Annotated in this window: 16 protein-coding genes, 1 tRNA gene and 1 pseudogene; 5 read left to right on the top strand and 13 right to left on the bottom strand. The window is 45.4% G+C overall.

The window, feature by feature from the left end; genetic code table 11:
• The first annotated feature begins 132 nt into the window (after positions 1-132).
• Positions 133-1,263, top strand: coding sequence for a hypothetical protein (locus B0H50_RS11960; RefSeq protein WP_109587832.1), 1,131 nt, complete (start codon positions 133-135; stop codon positions 1,261-1,263).
• A gap of 251 nt (positions 1,264-1,514) precedes the next feature.
• On the opposite strand, the gene B0H50_RS11955 is transcribed toward B0H50_RS11960, so the two are convergent.
• Together B0H50_RS11955 and rpsU are read right to left on the bottom strand one after the other, a co-directional pair.
• Positions 1,515-1,985 carry a GatB/YqeY domain-containing protein gene (locus B0H50_RS11955; RefSeq protein WP_109587831.1) on the bottom strand — a complete coding sequence of 157 codons (471 nt, stop codon included), beginning with the start codon at positions 1,983-1,985 and terminating at the stop codon, positions 1,515-1,517.
• A gap of 107 nt (positions 1,986-2,092) precedes the next feature.
• Positions 2,093-2,302 carry a 30S ribosomal protein S21 gene (gene rpsU, locus B0H50_RS11950; RefSeq protein WP_106198589.1) on the bottom strand — a complete coding sequence of 70 codons (210 nt, stop codon included), beginning with the start codon at positions 2,300-2,302 and terminating at the stop codon, positions 2,093-2,095.
• 193 nt (positions 2,303-2,495) lie between these two features.
• Between rpsU and B0H50_RS11945 the strand changes: the two genes are divergently transcribed.
• Both B0H50_RS11945 and rimO read left to right on the top strand, forming a co-directional pair.
• Positions 2,496-3,326, top strand: coding sequence for an SPOR domain-containing protein (locus tag B0H50_RS11945; RefSeq protein WP_106198588.1), 831 nt, complete (start codon positions 2,496-2,498; stop codon positions 3,324-3,326).
• Entirely contained in the window at positions 3,327-4,637 is a 1,311-nt protein-coding gene (gene rimO / locus B0H50_RS11940; RefSeq protein ID WP_109587830.1) for a 30S ribosomal protein S12 methylthiotransferase RimO, read from the top strand. It begins immediately after the preceding gene.
• Positions 4,638-4,687: 50 nt separating this feature from the next.
• Here rimO and B0H50_RS11935 read toward each other — a convergent pair.
• The 5 genes from B0H50_RS11935 to B0H50_RS11915 all read right to left on the bottom strand — a co-directional run bounded on the left by B0H50_RS11935 (position 4,688) and on the right by B0H50_RS11915 (position 8,186).
• Positions 4,688-4,761: transfer RNA gene (locus B0H50_RS11935), tRNA-Arg, on the bottom strand.
• Positions 4,762-4,801: 40 nt separating this feature from the next.
• Positions 4,802-6,115 (bottom strand): RluA family pseudouridine synthase, encoded by a 1,314-nt coding sequence (locus B0H50_RS11930; protein WP_106198586.1) that lies wholly within the window; start codon positions 6,113-6,115, stop codon positions 4,802-4,804.
• Complete coding sequence (gene lspA, locus B0H50_RS11925) at positions 6,084-6,665, bottom strand: signal peptidase II (RefSeq protein WP_106198585.1); 582 nt, start codon at positions 6,663-6,665, stop codon at positions 6,084-6,086. The genes B0H50_RS11930 and lspA overlap by 32 nt, the downstream gene beginning before the upstream one ends.
• Positions 6,662-7,726 carry a squalene/phytoene synthase family protein gene (locus B0H50_RS11920; protein ID WP_106198584.1) on the bottom strand — a complete coding sequence of 355 codons (1,065 nt, stop codon included), beginning with the start codon at positions 7,724-7,726 and terminating at the stop codon, positions 6,662-6,664. Before B0H50_RS11920 ends, lspA begins: the two co-directional genes overlap by 4 nt.
• A complete protein-coding gene (locus B0H50_RS11915) occupies positions 7,713-8,186 on the bottom strand; it encodes a hypothetical protein (RefSeq protein WP_146129174.1) in 474 nt (157 codons plus the stop codon). Before B0H50_RS11915 ends, B0H50_RS11920 begins: the two co-directional genes overlap by 14 nt.
• 124 nt (positions 8,187-8,310) lie before the next feature.
• Between B0H50_RS11915 and dnaA the strand changes: the two genes are divergently transcribed.
• Positions 8,311-9,612 carry a chromosomal replication initiator protein DnaA gene (gene dnaA, locus B0H50_RS11910; RefSeq protein ID WP_106198582.1) on the top strand — a complete coding sequence of 434 codons (1,302 nt, stop codon included), beginning with the start codon at positions 8,311-8,313 and terminating at the stop codon, positions 9,610-9,612.
• Between the two features lie 15 nt (positions 9,613-9,627).
• The gene (locus B0H50_RS11905; protein ID WP_109587829.1) at positions 9,628-10,545 is read left to right on the top strand and encodes a DMT family transporter; all 918 of its coding nucleotides are present in this window, start codon (positions 9,628-9,630) and stop codon (positions 10,543-10,545) included.
• 37 nt (positions 10,546-10,582) lie between these two features.
• Here B0H50_RS11905 and B0H50_RS11900 read toward each other — a convergent pair whose 3' ends face one another.
• The 6 genes and pseudogenes from B0H50_RS11900 to B0H50_RS11875 form a co-directional block, all read right to left on the bottom strand.
• Positions 10,583-12,286: a hypothetical protein gene (locus B0H50_RS11900; RefSeq protein ID WP_146193760.1), complete on the bottom strand. Its 1,704-nt coding sequence runs from the start codon at positions 12,284-12,286 to the stop codon at positions 10,583-10,585.
• Between the two features lie 12 nt (positions 12,287-12,298).
• The gene (locus B0H50_RS11895; protein WP_109587827.1) at positions 12,299-12,856 is read right to left on the bottom strand and encodes a hypothetical protein; all 558 of its coding nucleotides are present in this window, start codon (positions 12,854-12,856) and stop codon (positions 12,299-12,301) included.
• A gap of 16 nt (positions 12,857-12,872) precedes the next feature.
• Positions 12,873-14,120: a transcription antitermination factor NusB gene (locus tag B0H50_RS11890; RefSeq protein WP_106198578.1), complete on the bottom strand. Its 1,248-nt coding sequence runs from the start codon at positions 14,118-14,120 to the stop codon at positions 12,873-12,875.
• Complete coding sequence (gene fmt / locus B0H50_RS11885) at positions 14,099-15,034, bottom strand: methionyl-tRNA formyltransferase (protein ID WP_106198577.1); 936 nt, start codon at positions 15,032-15,034, stop codon at positions 14,099-14,101. The genes B0H50_RS11890 and fmt overlap by 22 nt, the downstream gene beginning before the upstream one ends.
• Positions 15,035-15,118: 84 nt before the next feature.
• Positions 15,119-16,240 (bottom strand): hypothetical protein, encoded by a 1,122-nt coding sequence (locus tag B0H50_RS11880; RefSeq protein ID WP_146129172.1) that lies wholly within the window; start codon positions 16,238-16,240, stop codon positions 15,119-15,121.
• 209 nt (positions 16,241-16,449) lie between these two features.
• Positions 16,450-17,610 (bottom strand): annotated as a pseudogene (locus tag B0H50_RS11875) (M18 family aminopeptidase).
• Positions 17,611-18,197 lie beyond the last annotated feature (587 nt).

Raw genomic sequence — 18,197 nt, 5'->3', positions numbered from 1 at the left:
TTTTTCGAGAAGGCTCTGGACATTCTTTCTTGCATCATCTTTTTCCATGATGCAAATATAGTAAACTTTGCTTGTTTTGTAAAGTATTTATCTGCTTAATCTATAACGGGTTGGATTGACGCAATTCTTCAATTGTCCAAAATAAAAGATTTTGAAAAAAGGAGAGAAATTTTAAATGAACTCAAATCACAAGACTTAGCTTCTTTAATCGACGACGTTGAAGAATTTAACAAGGCTTTAGAAGAATTCGATCATTCTAAAGAGACTTCACAAAACAACGACATTTATAAAACCATCCACGAATACTTGGAAACGATGGATGAAAAATTCAGTCATACCAAAGCATTCATGACTCCAACTTCACAAACATTCGCAGAAGCGATACACATTCTTTATCGAGATTTTGAAAAAGAAACAAGACTCTATTTGAAAAAACTCAAGACAACCAAAAATAAAAAAACCGAAGAGAATTTGGCGAAATATTCAAAGCAAACATTAGAAAAAGCAATTCTAACGATCCAAAGAGGAATTGACCAGTTAGGACAATCCCCAAACCGTTCCGATCGACAAATCGGCTTTTTACTAAACGATTATGAAACGAAATTCAGCGAATATCTTGAGAAGATCAATTCAGGAAACCACGGTCCCTTAAAACTCATCAATACAGCTTTAGCTAAAATCCTAGCAACAGAATCTTACGTACTAGACCTCAGCGGAACAGGAATTACGTTCAAAAGAAATAAAATTGCAAAAGAGAACGGAAATGAACAAATTGATCTCGACGATTTAACTTCGATAATTTTATACGGAGGGATTAATCTTAAAGATGGAAAAGATTACAGTCTTTTAGTCAGGGCACAAACTGAATACGCAGAAAGACTTAACAGAATAATTTTCGATAAAGATTCAAAAGTACTTCTATGGAGTTTGGTCGGTACAGGATATTTCCGCAGCAATTACCTGCCTCCTATCCAAGTCATCTACAGCGGAGATGCAAATCAATTCCATCTTTTTGGCGAAAATTCCGACTTGCTTAATGAAACTCAGTTTCCGGCTTCTAAACAATTATCATCCTCCGAGGGACTTATTCTCCGAGAAAAGCTCAAGTGCGTTTTTCAAGCTCTAAATGGAGATATGGCTCAATTTAAAAAACTCGCCGCAGCACGGAAATCATCTATAGGGTCAGGAACTCTTATAGAAAAGAATAAATCATTTGAATCTCTTTCTTGCTCCGATGGGAAAATCACTAATCCTCAGCAATGAACCAGAAAGCAACTCAATTTTCAGAAATAAACAATCGTATGCCAAAGATAAACGTCCGATTTCTGATCCTTCAAATTGTAGGAAACGCATAAAACCCACGCATTTTTTCTGCCGAATGTTTGTCTGAAACAAATTCACAAGAAATCGTCTGCCTCAAAATTCCGAGATCAGACTAATTTCATCTATGAACCTTTAAACGGCAAAGCAATCGACAGATGCTGCTGGTTGCTCCATTCAAAACAAAAATTTAATCAGGCAAGTGCTTCTTTGACGAGATCGCTCACGCGACGACCGTCGAAGCGGCCTTTCGTCTTCGGGGTAAGTTCCTTCATGATCTTCCCCATGTCCTTGGGGCCCTGAGCTCCAACCTGGGTCTTGATCTCTTCGATCAGGGCCTTTACTTCATCTTCCGAGAGCTGCTTCGGGAGATACTTCTGGTAAACGGCGAGAGTCTTTTCTTCTTCCTGAGCGTTTTCTTCACGACCGCCCTTGCGGAGCATTTCGATTGATTCGTTACGCTGCTTGATGCTCTTGGCGAGAACGTCGAGAACGATGTCATCTGTCACATTTTTCTTTGCATTGATCGCCACATTCTTGATGTCGGAATGGAGGGTACGAAGGACTTCGAGCGTGACCGAATCATGCGCCTTCATCGCCGCCTTGATGTCTGCCAAAATTTCTTGAAGAAGAGGGCTTTCTGCCTTAACGAGAGAATCTGCCATATTGTGTCCTTTTCCCAGACCGGGAGTTTAAGTTCGAGCGAAAAATAGAAACACTAAAAGGGAATGTATATGATACATTCCCTTGGCATTCGTAAAAAAGCGACGAATTAGTAGAGGCGCTTGCGATTTGCGTCTGCAAGTTCTTTGAGGCGCTTGCGACGAGCAGAAGTTTCAATGCGCTTCTTTTCTTCGGACGGCTTTTCATAGCGCTGACGCTTCTTCACGTCAGAGATGATGCCATTCTTTTCGCAAGACTTGGTGAAACGCTTAAGAGCGCGTTCGAAAGGTTCATTAGGCTTTACTACGACACCGATCATTCGATTCCTTGGGTTGAAAATTTTTAAAATGCATCGCAAATATATTCAAAAAAGCAAATTTCGTCAAGGGTGAAAAGAGAGTTCCCGCTTTTCTCTGTGAAATTTTTCGCTTTAAAATATCCACAACTTGCGATAATTCAAAGACTTATGTATATTTTAATACAAAAAGTTCTTTGACTTTATAGGAGCGAGAATGACTCAATTTTCCAAAGTTTCCGCCTTTGCTCTCTCGGCAATCGCTGGACTAATGATCGCAGGATGCAACGAAGAAGACGAAATTGTACCCGAAATCAAGCCGGCAAAGAAAGTAGAAGCTCCGGCAGCAGCCCCCGATACTGCAGCCAAGCAAGAAATGCCGCAGTTGCAATCGATTGAATCGCTCTCGGCAACTTCGTCCGCAGACAAGGGAACATTTACTTTGAGCGGTGATGTCGTACAACCGGGAACGGAAGGCGCCGTTGTCATTCAGGTGAGCATTCAACCGTCGAAGAGCGCTGCAAAAGCAATCCTAAAAAAGTTGGAAGAAAAAGGCATTAAAGGCTATCTCGCTCAAGTAGAAAATCCGGGTGAACTCGAAGGTTCTTATTACCGCGTCCGCATCGGTTACTTCAAAAAAATTGAAGACGCAAAATCTTACGGCAAGTCTGCGCTCGAACCGCTCGGCTTTGCTTGGTGGATTGATAACAAAGCAAACGATACCGTTGGCTCGGCAGCCTCGGGCGAAGCGACAGAATCTTACAGCAATTCGGATTCTTACAACAATTCGGGTTCTTTCACAAGCTCCACTCCGGCCGCAGAATCTCCCGCTGCAGAAGCTCCTGTTGAAGAAGTTGCCCCGGCACAAGAACCGGCTCCTGTCGAAGAACCCGCAGCAGAAGCTGCACCGGCACCAGCCCCCGAAGCAGAACCTGCTCCGGCAGAAGTTCCGACAGAACAGCCCGCAGCAGAAGCTCCGGCTCCCGCACAAGAACCTGCACCAGCTCCCGCTCCGGCAGCTCAAGAAGTTTACGACGACTGGGAATAAATGAAGCATCCCAAAATTTTTGCAGCTCAATTAGGCTGCGCAAAAAATCAAGTCGATGCGGAACATCTTTTAGCCGAACTTTATTCGGTCGGATTTGTTTCTGCACCGTCGGCAGAAAAAGCCGATTATCTTTTGGTGAATACTTGCGGTTTTATTGAAGCTGCCAAAGAAGAATCCATCAATGCGGTTCTGTCTTTTGTCGAAATCAAAAAGCCCGCGCAAAAACTCATCGTTTCCGGTTGCCTTTCGGGACGTTACAAAGAAGAACTGCCGAAGGAAATGCCCGAAGTCGATTATTGGCTTGGCACTTATGAGCCCGGAAAAATTTTACAAGTTCTCGGACTCGGCGAAAAATCCAGCGGCACCGAAAATATTAAGCGTTTAAACCTCGGCGATTTTCCGCATCACGCATATCTCAAAATTGCCGAAGGCTGCGATCGTCGCTGCGCTTTCTGCGCCATTCCAAACATCCGCGGAAAACAAGTTTCGTTTTCAATTGAAAGTATCGTTCAAGAAGCCAAAGAATTAGAAGCGCAAGGCGTCAAAGAATTGACTCTTATCGCGCAAGACACGACATTCTACGGCCACGAACAAGGCGTCCGCGGTCCTACGCTTACAAAACTTTTGAAAGCAATTCTCGCCGAAACAAAAATTCCTTGGATTCGGACTCTCTATTGGTATCCGCAATTTATCGATGACGAACTTTTGGAACTGATGGCAAACGAACCGCGACTTTGCAAATATATCGACATGCCAATTCAGCATGCCAACGATAAAATTTTGAAGTTAATGCGCCGCCATTACACGCAAAAAAGTCTTCGCGAAATGCTTTTCAAAATGCGCGAAAAAATTCCGGGAGTTACTCTTCGCACAACAGTTTTGGTCGGCTTCCCCGGCGAAACGCAAGAAGATTTTGAAGAGTTAATGCAACTCATTCAAGATGTGCGCTTCGAACATTTGGGCGGTTTCGTCTTTAGCCCCGAAGAAGGAACGCCGGCGTTACAGCTTACCGAAACGCCTGTGCCCGAAGACCAAGCCCGCGCCCGATTGGATGCGATTAACGATGTCCAAGAAGAAATTTCGAGCGAAGCAACCGAAGCGTTTATCGGCAAAGAAGTGAAGGTTTTGATCGACGAAGTCGCCGAAGAAAGCGATTACCATTTCATCGGACGCACCGAAGGCAATTCGCTCGATTCCGATGATATTGTGAAAATCGTTGAAGGCGATGCGACGCCAGGAGAATTTTACTGGGTGAAAATTCTCGATGCAGAACCGCACGAACTCACGGGAAAAATCGTCCGCGCTGTTTAACGAGAAATGAAAAAACTAAAAACGCTCCGCAAATGCGGAGCGTTTTTCAGTGCCCACGACGAGAGTCGAACTCGTGACCTTCAGTTTCGGAAACTGACACTCTATCCAATTGAGCTACGCGGACAAATTTGACGCAGAGAATATAGTCACTTTTCTGCGTTTTGTCATTCCAAATAAGACGGGTCAATCGTCGGTTCGTAACCGGTGACGACATCGGTTTTCGGAACATAAGCTTCGCCACGCTTTTCTGCGGCTTTGCGTTCTTTCTTTTCTCGCTTTTCCGCTTCGATTTCTTTGCGCTTTTTGCGGCGTTCTTTTTTCATTTCATAACGTTCCGCTCGCGTTAAACGTTCCTTCACCGGTTCTTCTTCGTAAGGATATTCTTCTTCGTCTTCAATTTCTTCTTCCAAATACGGATTATTGATTTCCGTTTCGGTGAAATCGCGGAAACTCGTATCGGCGTCGAAAGTCGGCGCGGTTTGCAGACATTCCTTTTCGAGGAATTTTACCGCTTGTTCAAACGGCTTTTCGAGAGGAACGGAGAATGTCATTTTTTTACGCTTCGTCGGATGCATAAAAGTGATTTCTACCGCTTGCAAAAATTGCGCAGGCGCCATTTTCAAAAGTTCTTCTGCGGTATCGTGATAAAGCGGCGGCACACGAGAAAGCGATGCTTCACGCCCTTCGTAAATTGGATCGCCGACAATCGGATGCCCTGTGAAACGCGAATGAACGCGGATTTGGTGCGTGCGCCCCGTATCGAGTTCGTATTCCATCAACGTTGCAATGGCAAAAAATTCTTTGGCTTTGTAACGCGTCTTCGCATACTTGCCGTTTTTAACGACCGCCATGCGGATGCGCGATTTCGGATCGCGTCCCACCGGAAGTTCAATTTCGCCCGAAAGATCGCGAGGATGTCCCCAGATGAGCGCTTCGTATTTGCGGTGCAATGTCCGCGTTTCCAACTGATGCGCTAAATGGCGATGCGCTTTATCATTTTTGGCGACGACCATTAATCCCGGCGTATCTTTGTCCAAGCGATGCACAATTCCTGGGCGAAGCGGACCATTCACAGTCGAAAGTTTATCCTTAAAATAATACAGAAGTCCCGCCGCCAAAGTGCCTGTCGCCGCGCCATTTCCCGGATGCACGACAACGCCGCGCGGCTTAAAAATAACCGCCACATCATCGTCTTCGTAAACGATGTTCAGTTTCATTTTTTCAGGCTTTAATTCCGAAGATTCTTTTTCGGGAAGAGCCGAAAGCGTAACTGCAACGCCTTCATTTAACCGCAAATTTTTCTTGGCTACGGAACCGCCTGCGAGAACAGCACCGTCGGCGATGAGTTTTTGAATATCCGTCCGCGAAAAATCTTTCAACTTTCCTTGCAGAAATTTGTCCAGACGTTCACCCGATTCTTTTTCGGAAACGACGAATTGAGGAAATTCACTTTTTGTCGCTGCATTTTTCTTTGTCATGAGAACCTTCTGGAGTGTATTGCATCAATTTATAAATTACGGGAGAAAGAATTACAAGTGCTACGCCCACGGTGACGCAACAGTCGGCGAAATTGAATGTGGGCCAACGCGCCATCATAAAATCGGGGAAATCGCAATCGATAAAATCCACCACTTTTCCTAAGCGCATCCGATCTGCAAAATTGCCGAGTGCGCCCGACATAATCATCGCAATTCCCGAGCGCACCAAAAAATCGCCGCGCTTCACGGAACGGTAAAAATAAATCAAAACGAAAGTCGCGATAATCGAAATTAGAAGGAAGAAAATCGTCGGCGGAAGGAACGGCAAAATATCTTGCGGGCGACTGCTAAATGCGGCGCCATAATTATACGCCAAACGAAATTGCAAAAGCTCTCCGATGACATGCACAATGCGCCCGAGCGGATTTTCAAAAGTCGGAGAAAGATATGCCACCGCCCAAATTTTCGTTGCCTGATCGATGAAAATCGAAACGAAAATAAAGGCTAAATGAAATTTCCACGATTTGAGTAAGCGGAATTTTTCGTTCATTTTCCATTCCTCAACATTTCAAAATTTTTGCGAATCCACGAATTGGAATAGAAATGAAGACTCGTCGATTTGACGATTTGCTTCACATCATCGCGGGTAATTTTCAATTTGCGTTCTTCATCAAATAAAAGCGAACAATCGCCCATAATCGAAAGATTTTTTGCAGCCATAAATAACGGCCACAAACAGAAAAGGCGAATTTGCGGATTTCTGCGCGGAATCGTAATCGTGTATTCAATCGCATCGTCCAAATGACGCCACGCTTCGGCGACCAATTCTTTCATCACCGAGGCGCGCGCTTTTTTGTCGGCGTTTTCGGCAAACATCGCGGGCGAATTTTCAAAGCCGTGACAATGGCAAATCATCTCGGGCACAAAGCACACTTTGCGTTCGGAATCTTCGCGGACATCTTTGATGATATTCACCAGTTGTAACGCAAGGCCAAAACTGACATCCAACATTTTCAATTTTTGCAAACGCGTTTCGTTGATTGCAGAATTTTTTGCAGCGAATAATTTCGTGAGCAATTTTCCGACAATGCCTGCGACATAATAGCAGTAACGCAATAAATCCGACATCGTCGAAAGAGTAAACCAGCCGCGTTCCAAAGAAGTTCCCATTTGCTGAATGGAATCGGCCATGCCTTCGCACATTTCGACGACGGTTTCCGAAATGGGTTGAACATAATCCGCGTCAAATGTCCAAAGAAGCGGCACTACTTTTTCGGCGTTCAAGCAAAGATCGTAATTCGGATCTTCGGAATTTTGAAATGAATTCGGAAGTGCTTGGACAAATTCCGCAGTCGCTTTTTGCGCATCGGCCTTCGGTTTAAAAATCGACGAAAAAAGCCCGAGCAATTTCAATTTTTCTTCGACAGAAAGTTTCGCATCATCTTCGACGGTGTCCGCAATTCGCAGATACAAATACGCGAGGAGAATTGACTTGCGCAAATTTCCTGAAAGGCGGTTAATGTTGAGGGCAAATGTCCGCGAAACGAGAAGCAGCATTTTGTCTGCATACTCAAAATTTTTTTTCACATCAAGAGAATTAAGCGCTGGCATGAGCTTCTTCCTTTTCGGAGGCGAGTTCGAGTTTGGACATTTCCTTGAGATACGGGAAAAGACGTTTTTCGGTTTCCGCTTTTTTCATCGCATTGCGAAAAGCCCACGCAGTATGACCCGCGAGATCTTCTTCCGAAAGAGTCCTTCCCGATTGGCTGTAAAATTTTTGCTGATTCCGATACTCCAAAAAATAAGCGTTGATTTCTAAACGATATGCGCGCTGCATCGCCCAAGTCGTAAACGGTTTTGCGAGAATAAGAAAGGCGACCATTAAAAAAGCGAGCCAGTAAACGGGAGTGGGCGCAAGCCAAAAAATCGTCGCCGTCGAAGAAAACGCCGCTAAAATGGCGAGAAAAATCAGTAAAAATTGCGTTCCAAAACGCAGAAAGGTCTTTTTTGACCACCACTCGGGGACGTAACACCAGGTTTTTCCCCGCCGAATTTGCCGTTTTAAAAACAATGGATATGCAAAAAAACGGGCCCACAAAAATAAAGCGAGCCACAAAATCAAGGGCAACCAAAAGAGAGCCCCGATTAAAAGTACCAAGTCCATCATAGCCCCAATAATAATTAAATTATAGCCTATGAATCCCCAGCTTGAGAATTGTTTGAAAGATTTGCACGGTTCGATTTCGGACGCCGTTTTTAATGATTTATTTGCCAAATTGGAACTGGCGAATGTGACCGATCGCCGCGTGACAGTTCTCTTCCCCGCCGACAAAGATGTGAAGGCATATTTGCCGTATAAAATGCTTTTGGAAATGAGCTGGCAAAAAGTCACCGGGCAACATTTGGATTTCGAATTTCAACATCCCGAATCCAAACCGTCCGTGGCAATGGTTTCGAATAATTTCTGTCAATCGATTAAACTTGCCGAAGAATTTAGCTTTGAAAATTTCGTCGTCGGCGATAAATCCAAATTAGCGTTTAGCGCAGCGTTTGCTGTCGCCGAAAATCCAGAACATAGCAAATACAATCCGCTGTTTATTTACGGCGCATCGGGACTTGGGAAAACGCATTTGCTCCAAGCGATTGGCAATTACATTTTGGGAAACGCTTCGGGAAAAGTGGTGCGTTACATCCCCGCGAACGATTTTCAGCGGGAATATACCGAAAGCATTCGCAACGGCAACACCAATGAATGGTCTTCGTTCTACCGCAACGATGTCGATGTTCTTTTAATCGACGATATTCAGAATTGGAGCGGTTCGACCGAAACGCAGAACGAATTTTTCCATATTTTCAATACGCTGCATCAAGCGGGAAAACAAATCGTGCTGACTTCTGACGCGCCCGCCGCCGAAGTGAAAAGCCTTTCGGATCGTTTGGTGAGCCGTTTTTCGTCGGGCTTAACCGTGGACATTCAACCGCCCGCGCTCGAAACCCGCGAAGCCATCCTTCGAAAAAAAGCGTTCAACAGCCACTTGGATATTTCCGATGACGTATTCGCTTACCTCGCCGAAAATATCGAAGGAAGCGTTCGCCCGCTAGAATCTGCCATCGTGCATTTGGCGATTAAATCCAGCTTGTTAAAGCAAGACATTAGCATTTCGCTTGCGCGTCAAGTCGTCGCCGATATTATTCCCAACATCAAACGCCGCGTCGGCATTGAATCGGTAATTCACGCCGTTTCGCAATACTTTGAAGTGCCCGAAGATAAATTGCTCGAAGCAGGTCGCGGCACAAAAGAAGTCGCTCATGCTCGCCAAGTCGCGATGTATTTGATGAAGTCGCTTACAACTCTCAGCTTAAAAAGCGTCGGCATGCGATTTGGAAACCGCGATCATTCGACGGTGATGCACGCGATTAAAACCATCGAAAAAGAAATGCAAGAAGATGCGACATTTTCTCGCGTCGTCGAAACTCTCAAATCAAACATCCATTAAATTTTCGTTAACGCTGTGGCAAATCTTGGATACAGTTTTTTGTTGGTGTTAACCGCCTTTCTTTGGGGTTCAACATTCGTCGCCCAAGTCGAAGGCAATTCCGTCGGGCCATTTACCTTTGTTTGCATCCGCAATTTTATTGCGACCGCAGTGCTTTTCGGCTTAGCCAAAATTCTCGATAAACTCGGAAAAAGTCCGCGTCGTCCGAAAAATTCTGCAGAAAAAAAATTGCTTTGGAAAGCGGGAATTTTCTGCGGGCTCGCGATGTTTTGCGGAATGAATTTACAGCAATCGGGAATTTTCCTCGGAACGCCGGCGGGGAAAGCGGGATTTTTAACGACTTGCTACATTATCTTCGTCCCGATTTTAAGCCTTTTCCTCGGCAAAAAAAGTTCGTTCAAAATTTGGTTTTGCGTTTTACTCACTCTCTGCGGGCTCTATCTGCTCTGCATTAAAGAAGATTTTTCCATTCAACTTTCCGATAGCATTTTACTTCTCTGCGCGATCGCTTTTGCGGTACAAATTTTAGTCGTCGACAAATACGTGACCCGCGTTGACAATGTGCGACTTTCGGCAATTCAATTTTTGGTCGTCGCGATTCTTTCTATTTTCCCCACTTTTTTCATCGATTTAAAAAGTTCCGTTTCCGAATTGCACACGATTGTCGATGTTTATTCGCATGGAACGCCGTGGATTCCGCTTTTATACGCAGCCATTCTTTCGAGCGGCGTCGCATTTACGCTGCAAATCATCGCCCAGAATAAATTAAAGCCCACAGTCGCTTCGCTTTTGATGAGCCTCGAATCCGTTTTTGCGGTGCTTTCGGGTTGGGTTTATTTGGGAGAACACTTGAGCCTTCAAGAAGGCATCGGCTGCATTTTGATGTTTGCTGCGGTCATCCTTTCGCAAATTGAATGGAAACCGCAGAAATAATTTTCCGAGAAATTAACAAATCGCTTCGGGCTTTTGCTTAGAAAGTCTTCACGATATTGCAGAAGAATCGCGTTAAATCTTCGCCACCGTTCGGTACCATCGTCAGGCTTTTTCCCAAAGAATGGATGAGAGTCGCTTTGAGCGAAAGACCATAAGCCGGAAAATTCTGCGTGAGAGATGCGTTCCAATACCAACTGCCCTTGACGACGAACGGGTCTTCGGTGCGTAAATTCCACTGCGCATCGGAACGATAAGACCAAGAATGTTCGACAAAGAATCGATTCCACAAATTCCAATAGGCGCCGATAGAAACCCATTCTTCGGCGGGATTGACTTCGAAACGTTCTTCGCTACCTTCGATGCGTTCAAAGCCCGCGCGCGCTGAAAGCGAAAGCATTTTTTCGTAATGCAATGCGACTTCGGCTTCGCCCGAAATGCCGCGAATCCAAGAATCGATGCGATCGACGTCGCCTGTGCGGTAAACGAGCGGACGTTTTTCGGTCGCATCTTTTTTCCGCGATTTTACATCAAAAGTTTCTGCGCCTTTTTCAATCCAACCGCCGAAATTCATCCCGAGTTCGATGAATTGAATGCGGCTGCGCAAATCGGCGTAAGCGCGGTGCAGTTGCATCAATCCATCCGTCCGAAGATGAATCGTATCCGAACCAAAATATTCATAATCTTCGCCGAGCGGGTTTAAAGTTGATGCGATATGATTTTTAAATCCGACGTTTGCATTTACTCCCGAAAATTCGGGGAAGCTTAAATTGACGCTGTCTTTACTCGCAAATTCGCGTCCGCTCGTCCCAATAAATCCGGCGAATTGTAAACGCTTTGTCGGGTTCAAGGAAACTTCTAAAAAGGGAAAAACGACGTAATCATCTTTGATGCCAAAAGGCACTGCCCCGCTATCGTCCACCGCGCGGAATGCAACGCCGAGCGCTAAATTCCACATGCGCTTTTTTTGTGCGAGCGAATCTTCGCCGAGTTTTACCGAACCGTTAAACTCTTTACGATTGCCGACGGTTTTGTCTTTTAAAAGAGTGTATTCTGCATTTTCAAAGGCAAAAGTCGCATGCAAATAGCAGGCGTCAAATCTCGCTTCGGCGCGCGGTTTATATTCGACAGGAATCCAGCGCCCGCTTTCTCCCATTTCCCAAATATATTCGTGGCCTGCGAGCATCACCGCTTCAAAAGAAGAATGCGTATAACCGAGCCCTGCGTAAGCGGTGCTAAAGAACGGAAGATTTTCGCCAAAGATGGAATAGCTTGTCGTTCCCACCATTTTCGCACGCGTATTCATCGTGCTTTTGGAGTAATGATCGACTTGAAAATATCGCGCCGTCGCCCACAATCCGCTGTAACTTTTAGAACGAAATCCCGCTTCGAGCATCGGCGTGCGATTGGGCGAAGATTCGTGCGCCCGACTCATCCGCGCATCTTGATACATTAAATCGCCGATTTCATTGCCGACCGAAAGCCAAACCGAAGGTTCGTGCGGCGTCCACGAAGGCGTTTCCGAAATGCGATTGACAAATAAACGATAGCGCAATTTTTCGGGAGTCCATTCTTCACTTGCCGAATGGATACCGCCTTGTTTTGAACTGCGGTCAAAGACGAATGTCGGCGATGCGGTTAAATAAGTTCCATCGGTCCGCGTGTCCATCATGCCTTCGGTTTCGGGAGCGATGTCTGCAAAGGCGCAGGAAAAAGCAGCAAAAAACGGAATTAACTTTTTCATTTGCATTTCTCCTTACCAAATTTGCCGTTGCAGATAAAATCCAAAGTGCGCCGTTTCCGAAGTTTCCGGTTCCGTCCACAGACTTTCGAAATAAACTTTTGCGCCCAAGCGCCATTTTTCAAGAGTGATAATCGGTAAATTCAATCGCACGAAAACGCCGAATTCCGATTCATTATCGTCAAGAGTTGATGTCGAAGGATCCGCCCCTTCTGCGCGCATCCAAATGCAAGTAAATCCGCCGCCGATTGAAACCGGTTGAATAAATGGAATCGGATAATCTAAGCCGATGCGTCCGATTGCCATGTGCGTGCCATCGTAATCGACGCCGCTTTTCGTCGGCAAATACGAATACCCGAATTGCACGATGCCAACAAAATTGCGGAAGAACGAATAATCAAATTCTAAAAGTCCGTAATAACTGTCTTCAAAACCATCTTGCGCATCGTCGAGCAAATAAAGTGCCCCACCTTCGAGCGCAACGGCTGCGTGCGCAAATTCAACTTCGTCTTCTTTGGCAAAGAGCGAAACCGCAGAGAATGCGAGCAAAAAACAGAATAAAATTTTTGGCATCTCTGCCTCCTCGATTTTATTTTTTCGTGAGCGCCGCCGCAAAGAAACGGTCCAAACCAAATTCATTTTTTTCAATGCGAATCGGTTCGCCTTCGCGTTCAAATTCCGGATGTCTTTCTAAAAATTTTGCGATGACTTTATCGGTTTCGGCGCGGTCTGGGCTGCAAGTCGCATACACGAGCACGCCGCCTTTTTTGAGGGCACTTGCCGCTGCATTCAAAATTTCAAATTGCAATTTCGGCAGTTCTTTCAAATCTTCGGGCGTTAAACGATACTTGACTTCGGGACGCCGCGAAAGCACCCCCAAATTGCTGCAAGGAACGTCCAATAAAATGCGATCAAAGTTTTCACAAAAATCGTGATGCGTCGCATCGAGAGTTTGCACCGTCACATTCGAAAGGTTGAGACGATTCGTCAAATCTTGCATCGGGCGCAGGCGTTCGGCCGAAGCATCCGTCGCTAAAATGGACGACTTCGGAAAAGATTCGGCAAGGAGAGCGCTTTTGCCGCCAGGCGCTGCACACGCATCCCAAATCGACATGCCATTTTGCACACGCAACAATTTTGTAACTTCAAATGCAGCGGGATTTTGCACCGAGAAAAATCCGCGACGAAATTCTTCGCTTTTTAATAATTCATTTAATCGCGGCTCTTGATTGCCTTCAATAATTTCGATAAAACGGTCTGCGTAAATTCTGCCCGCGAGCATTAAACGCGATTTGAGATTTTCCGCAGAAATTTTTTGCACATTCACCCGAATCCATTGACTCGGACGATTCACGGTTTCTTTTGAAAATTCTTCGGCGTAATCGCTGCCGTAAAAATCGAGAAGTCTGCGTACCATCCATTCGGGCATGGAATTTTCGATGCTAATCCGCTGCACATTTTGCGTCGGCATCGGCGGAAGTCCATTTCGCAAAAGATTTCGCAAAACCGCATTGACCAATTTCACAGAACCTTCGCCAAGGCTTGCGCGGCGCGCGAGTTCTGCGCTCGAATCGACTGCGGCGCGATCGGGAATTTCCATAAAGAAAATTTGGAAAATTCCCATTTCTAAAATCGTTGAAACTTCTAAACTCGGCTTGCGATGAACGCTTTTTTTGATAGCGAATAAAAGCTGCAAATGTCTGCGACAAACGCCGAGGGCAACTTCTTTCGCAAACGGCGAAAGCGCATGCTCGCGAAGCATTGTCCCATTTTTTTGCCAATCGATCAGAGCGTAAAGCGCCGAAAGACGTTCTTTTAAGCTATCGTCTTGAAGCACAGATTTTCCTTATCCTTTTTTTGAATGCCGCGGAGAAATTCCGCAGCGGGCATGGAACGCTTTCCTTCGAGTTGAATTTCTAAAACTTCTAAAATGCCGTTTCCCGTTCCCACAAAAAGTTTATCGCCGTCGACGCGCGCTTTTCCCGGCGGAAGCGAACCTTCGACGACTGCGGTTTTCCGGAAGTAAGCGGTCTTTCCTTTCAATTCGCAAAATCCACCCGGCCACGGGAAAAAGGCGCGAATGCGATTGTGAATTTCCGCCGCCGATTTTTCAAAATCAATTTTTCCATCTTCTTTTTTGAGCTTCGGTGCGGGCGAAGATTTTTCGTGTTCTTGTGCCGGGAGACTTGCTAAATCGCCTTGAAGAATGCGGGCTAATGCTGCGTCCAACGCTTCACAGCCAGGAGTTACCATTTTGTTCAAAATATCTTCTTCGGTTTCATCGTCGCCGATTTCGATTTTTCGCTGTTCCAAAATGGGACCGTGATCCATTTTTTCGTCTAAGAGGAAAACGCTAACGCCCGTGACTTTATCGCCGTTTGCAATCGCCCATTGCACAGGGGCTGCGCCGCGATATTTCGGAAGCAAACTGCCGTGAATATTGACTGCGCCCAATTTTGCGCAACCGAGAACGCGCTTCGGTAAAATGGAAAAGGCTACGACGACGAAAAGGTCTGCGTCGTAGCGCAAAAGTTCTTCTGCAAAATTGTCATCTTTGACGGAAGCCGGCTGCAAAACAGGAATGCCGAGTTCTTGCGCTTTTACTTTGACAGGTGGCGCAGTTAAAATGCGTCCGCGTCCTACAGGGCGATCGGGCTGCGTTGCGACAGCCACAACTTGGTGCGGACCTTGATGTAAATGTTCCAAAAAATGTGCCGCAAAAGTCGGCGTTCCCATAAAGACAATTTTCATATTTCAAAAATAGAAAACCGCCCCGCCAAGAGGCGAGACGGCTTCCCATAGGAGCATGGTTTCCTAGAAGTCGGAAAATTCCTTTTAGAATGTGAATCCTACGTAAGCACCAGCGCCGAAGTAAACATCATCCGAGTCGCCGTAGTCATCGCCAAGCGGAACGCAAGCGTGGAAGTATGCTTCCATCGAGAGCTTTTCTACCGGAGAATAGTAAGCTTTCGGACCGACGAAGACTTGTTGCAAATCCGCATCATCGTCGAGAGTCATCGTGTGATATTCACCTTGCACACCGAGGGAAAGCTGATCGGTAATTGCAAAGATCGGTTCTACGTAGGCGAACATATATTCCGGCGCATCGACTGGAGTCGGGTCATCATCGTCGAGGAGCGCATAATAAGCAGTTCCCTTGATGGTGAGTTTACCCAAACTCACTTCCGGTTCCACGGTAAATGCGTGGCTCATTTTCGGCGAATCTTCCGAAAGTGCATCGGAATAAAGGCCATAGACGAGCTGTACATTTGCCACCTTACCGAAGACAAGATTTGCAGTCACACCGGCGCGCAAACTATTTGCGTTTTCAGTCTGATAGCTCTTGTAGTTCACATAAGGACGAATCGTGTGTTCACCAATCGCGAGTTCGTAAGCAGCGTGCACATCATAAGTCGTGCAACCGCCAGCGGAATCTGCGCTGCAATCATCATCGTCTGCACCAAAGCCCGCACCGATTACAAATCCGTAGGCATCGACTTCGATACCGCGGATGCTACGTTCCATCATACCGGCAGCAGCATCACCTGGATCATCGTAATCGTAATAGCGGAAGGCTCCTTCGGAGTAAGTGAAGTCACCTGCCTTGATGGCGATATTGTTGTTTAATTGATACTGGATGAAGGCTCCGTCGTAAGCGAACCCCGGAGCGGTATTATCACCATCCGCCGAGATTGCCGCTTCCGCAGACCACTTATCGTTAAATTTCACCTGGAAAAGGAGATCAAATGTTGACGAATAATCGTGGAACCATTTACTGTCCTGGCCGTTATTGTCAATGTCTCCGCGCGGATCGACCTGTTTGTAATGCGTATTCGCTTCAAATTCAACAGAGCCCGAAACCGCAAAAGTAGGGCCGTCGCTTTTTGCATCTTCAGCAAACAAAAGCGAAGATGCCATTAGCGGCAGAGAAAGACCGAGGAGAAGTTTGTTATTCATAACGTATCCTTTTGTTGAAGTTTTATCTTCACCCACAAAAAAAGCAAAATGAATGCCAATCGTTATTTTCCCCGTTTTTTGCGAAAATTTCGGCAATTTTTAATTTTCGGATGCGTTTTCCGCCCAAGTTTTCCCCAAATTCAAACAAAAAAGTTTTTTAAAAACACAAAAATGTAAAAGATATAAAGCGAGCGCTTCACGCGCCCGCGTTAGTTTCCCGAAAAAGTTTCTTTCATCAATTTTTGCATATCGCGGTGATCTTTTAACGCACTCATTTCTCGGATGCTGTGCATGCTGAGAATGGCTTCGCCCAAATCGACCGTCGGAATTCCGAGAACTGCCTAAAGATGCGGCTCGACAGTGCTCCCGCAAGGCATATCGTTTCGGCTCACAAAAGTTTGCAGCGGAATTTGCGCCTTTTCAGAAAGCAATTTTAATTTTGCACACGAAAGCGCTTCACTCGCGTAACGTTTTTTCGCATTGATTTTGAGAACGACACCATTTCCTAAAATCGGTGAATGATTCGTTTCCATTTTTTCGGAAAAGGCTGGATGCGTTGCGTGCGCCACATCGAGAGAAAGCAAAAGCGAATCCGAAAGAATTCCCAAAAATTCTCCGCGATTGAATGACAACGAATCGGCAATGCGAAGAAGCATCGCATCCGCAAAATTCCCCGCAGCACCGTCCCGCGTTTCGGAACCGATTTCTTCGCTATCAAAGAAGAATGCCCCGCGGAAATTTTCGGATTCGGCAGAGGCTTCCCGCAATCCAGAAAGAATCGCTTCGCACGAGAGTAAATTATCCAAGCGTCCCGAATAAATCCATTCTTTTTCTAGGCCGCCAAGCGCCGCAGGCTGCGCATCAAAAAATTGCATTTCAAAATCGACGATTTTTTCGCCGACATTTTCTTCTAACACATTCAAAAATTTCCGACTTTCTTTTTGTGAAAAGCAAACATTCATCTGCGTTTGCGGATTTACCGTAAATCCGTCTTCGTTGACTTTGCGATTTAAATGAACAGCGAGTTCTGGGATACGACAAAGAGTTTCAAGCCGCACCAATTTTTGTTCTAGATGATTTTCTCTTTGGACAAAGGCAATTCCCGCAATGCCTAAATCGCGGTCAAACCAAGTATTGTTGAGTGCACCGCCGTAAATTTCGGGATGCAATAAATGCATTCCCGCGAGAGTTAAATCCGGATTCGGTGTAATTTTTAATGCTGGGAAATCCGTATGCGCCGACGCTAAAATCACTCGCGAATTTTTCGTCCAAGTCGTTGGCACTCGAAAAGCAAAAACCGCCGCCCCGCGCTTCACAAAATAAGCTTTTCCCTGTTCCAATTTCCAAGCTTCCGTTTCGCGCAATTCCACGAACGCCGAAGTGAGAAATTCCGCAGCGATTTTTCCGCCGCATGCCAAGGAGTCACTGAAAAATTAAAGAAGTCGAACATAAGATAAAATTAGAAATTAGGAGTGAGAAATTTCATTTGAACCCTCCATCTAAAACTTTGGAGGCAGGAAATTTCATTTGAACTGTCTATCTGAAACTTTTAAGGCTGGAAATTTCATTTGAACTCTCTATCTGGAACTTTTGACGCTAGAAATCTCATTTGAACTCTCCATCTGAAACTTTTGACGCTAGAAATCTCATTTGAACTCTCCATCTGAAACTTTGGACGCTAGAAATTTCATTTGAACCCTCCATCTGAAACTTTGGACGCTAGAAATTTCATTTGAACCCTCCATCTGAAACTTTTAAGGCTAGAAATTTCATTTGAAACGTCCACGGCAAAATGAGAAATGTAGAGAATGGCGCACCGGAGTTTTGAGAACTTAGAGCTGAGAACTTTGATCTTGGAAAACTCTAAGCTCTAAAATCGAAGTTCTAAAATCTTGCATTCCACTTTTTTCGATTTTAAGTAAAATCTTCTTTACTTTTGGAACATTTTTCCCGAAAA

The sequence above is a fragment of the Hallerella porci genome, from assembly GCF_003148885.1.
Lineage (GTDB): Bacteria > Fibrobacterota > Fibrobacteria > Fibrobacterales > Fibrobacteraceae > Hallerella > Hallerella porci.
Note: the sequence above shows the minus strand (reverse complement) of the source record. Positions and strands in the feature narration are given on the sequence as shown.

Bases quoted from the DNA above. Each gene is read 5' to 3' on its own strand.
- B0H50_RS11930 (WP_106198586.1), bottom strand. From the start codon at position 6,115: ATGACAAAGAAAAATGCAGCGACAAAAAGTGAATTTCCTCAATTCGTC.
- rimO (WP_109587830.1), top strand. From the start codon at position 3,327: ATGAAGCATCCCAAAATTTTTGCAGCTCAATTAGGCTGCGCAAAAAAT.
- B0H50_RS11900 (WP_146193760.1), bottom strand. From the start codon at position 12,286: ATGAAAAAGTTAATTCCGTTTTTTGCTGCTTTTTCCTGCGCCTTTGCA.
- rpsU (WP_106198589.1), bottom strand. From the start codon at position 2,302: ATGATCGGTGTCGTAGTAAAGCCTAATGAACCTTTCGAACGCGCTCTT.
- B0H50_RS11895 (WP_109587827.1), bottom strand. From the start codon at position 12,856: ATGCCAAAAATTTTATTCTGTTTTTTGCTCGCATTCTCTGCGGTTTCG.
- B0H50_RS11945 (WP_106198588.1), top strand. From the start codon at position 2,496: ATGACTCAATTTTCCAAAGTTTCCGCCTTTGCTCTCTCGGCAATCGCT.
- B0H50_RS11955 (WP_109587831.1), bottom strand. From the start codon at position 1,985: ATGGCAGATTCTCTCGTTAAGGCAGAAAGCCCTCTTCTTCAAGAAATT.
- dnaA (WP_106198582.1), top strand. From the start codon at position 8,311: ATGAATCCCCAGCTTGAGAATTGTTTGAAAGATTTGCACGGTTCGATT.
- B0H50_RS11880 (WP_146129172.1), bottom strand. From the start codon at position 16,240: ATGAATAACAAACTTCTCCTCGGTCTTTCTCTGCCGCTAATGGCATCT.
- B0H50_RS11920 (WP_106198584.1), bottom strand. From the start codon at position 7,726: ATGCCAGCGCTTAATTCTCTTGATGTGAAAAAAAATTTTGAGTATGCA.
- fmt (WP_106198577.1), bottom strand. From the start codon at position 15,034: ATGAAAATTGTCTTTATGGGAACGCCGACTTTTGCGGCACATTTTTTG.
- lspA (WP_106198585.1), bottom strand. From the start codon at position 6,665: ATGAACGAAAAATTCCGCTTACTCAAATCGTGGAAATTTCATTTAGCC.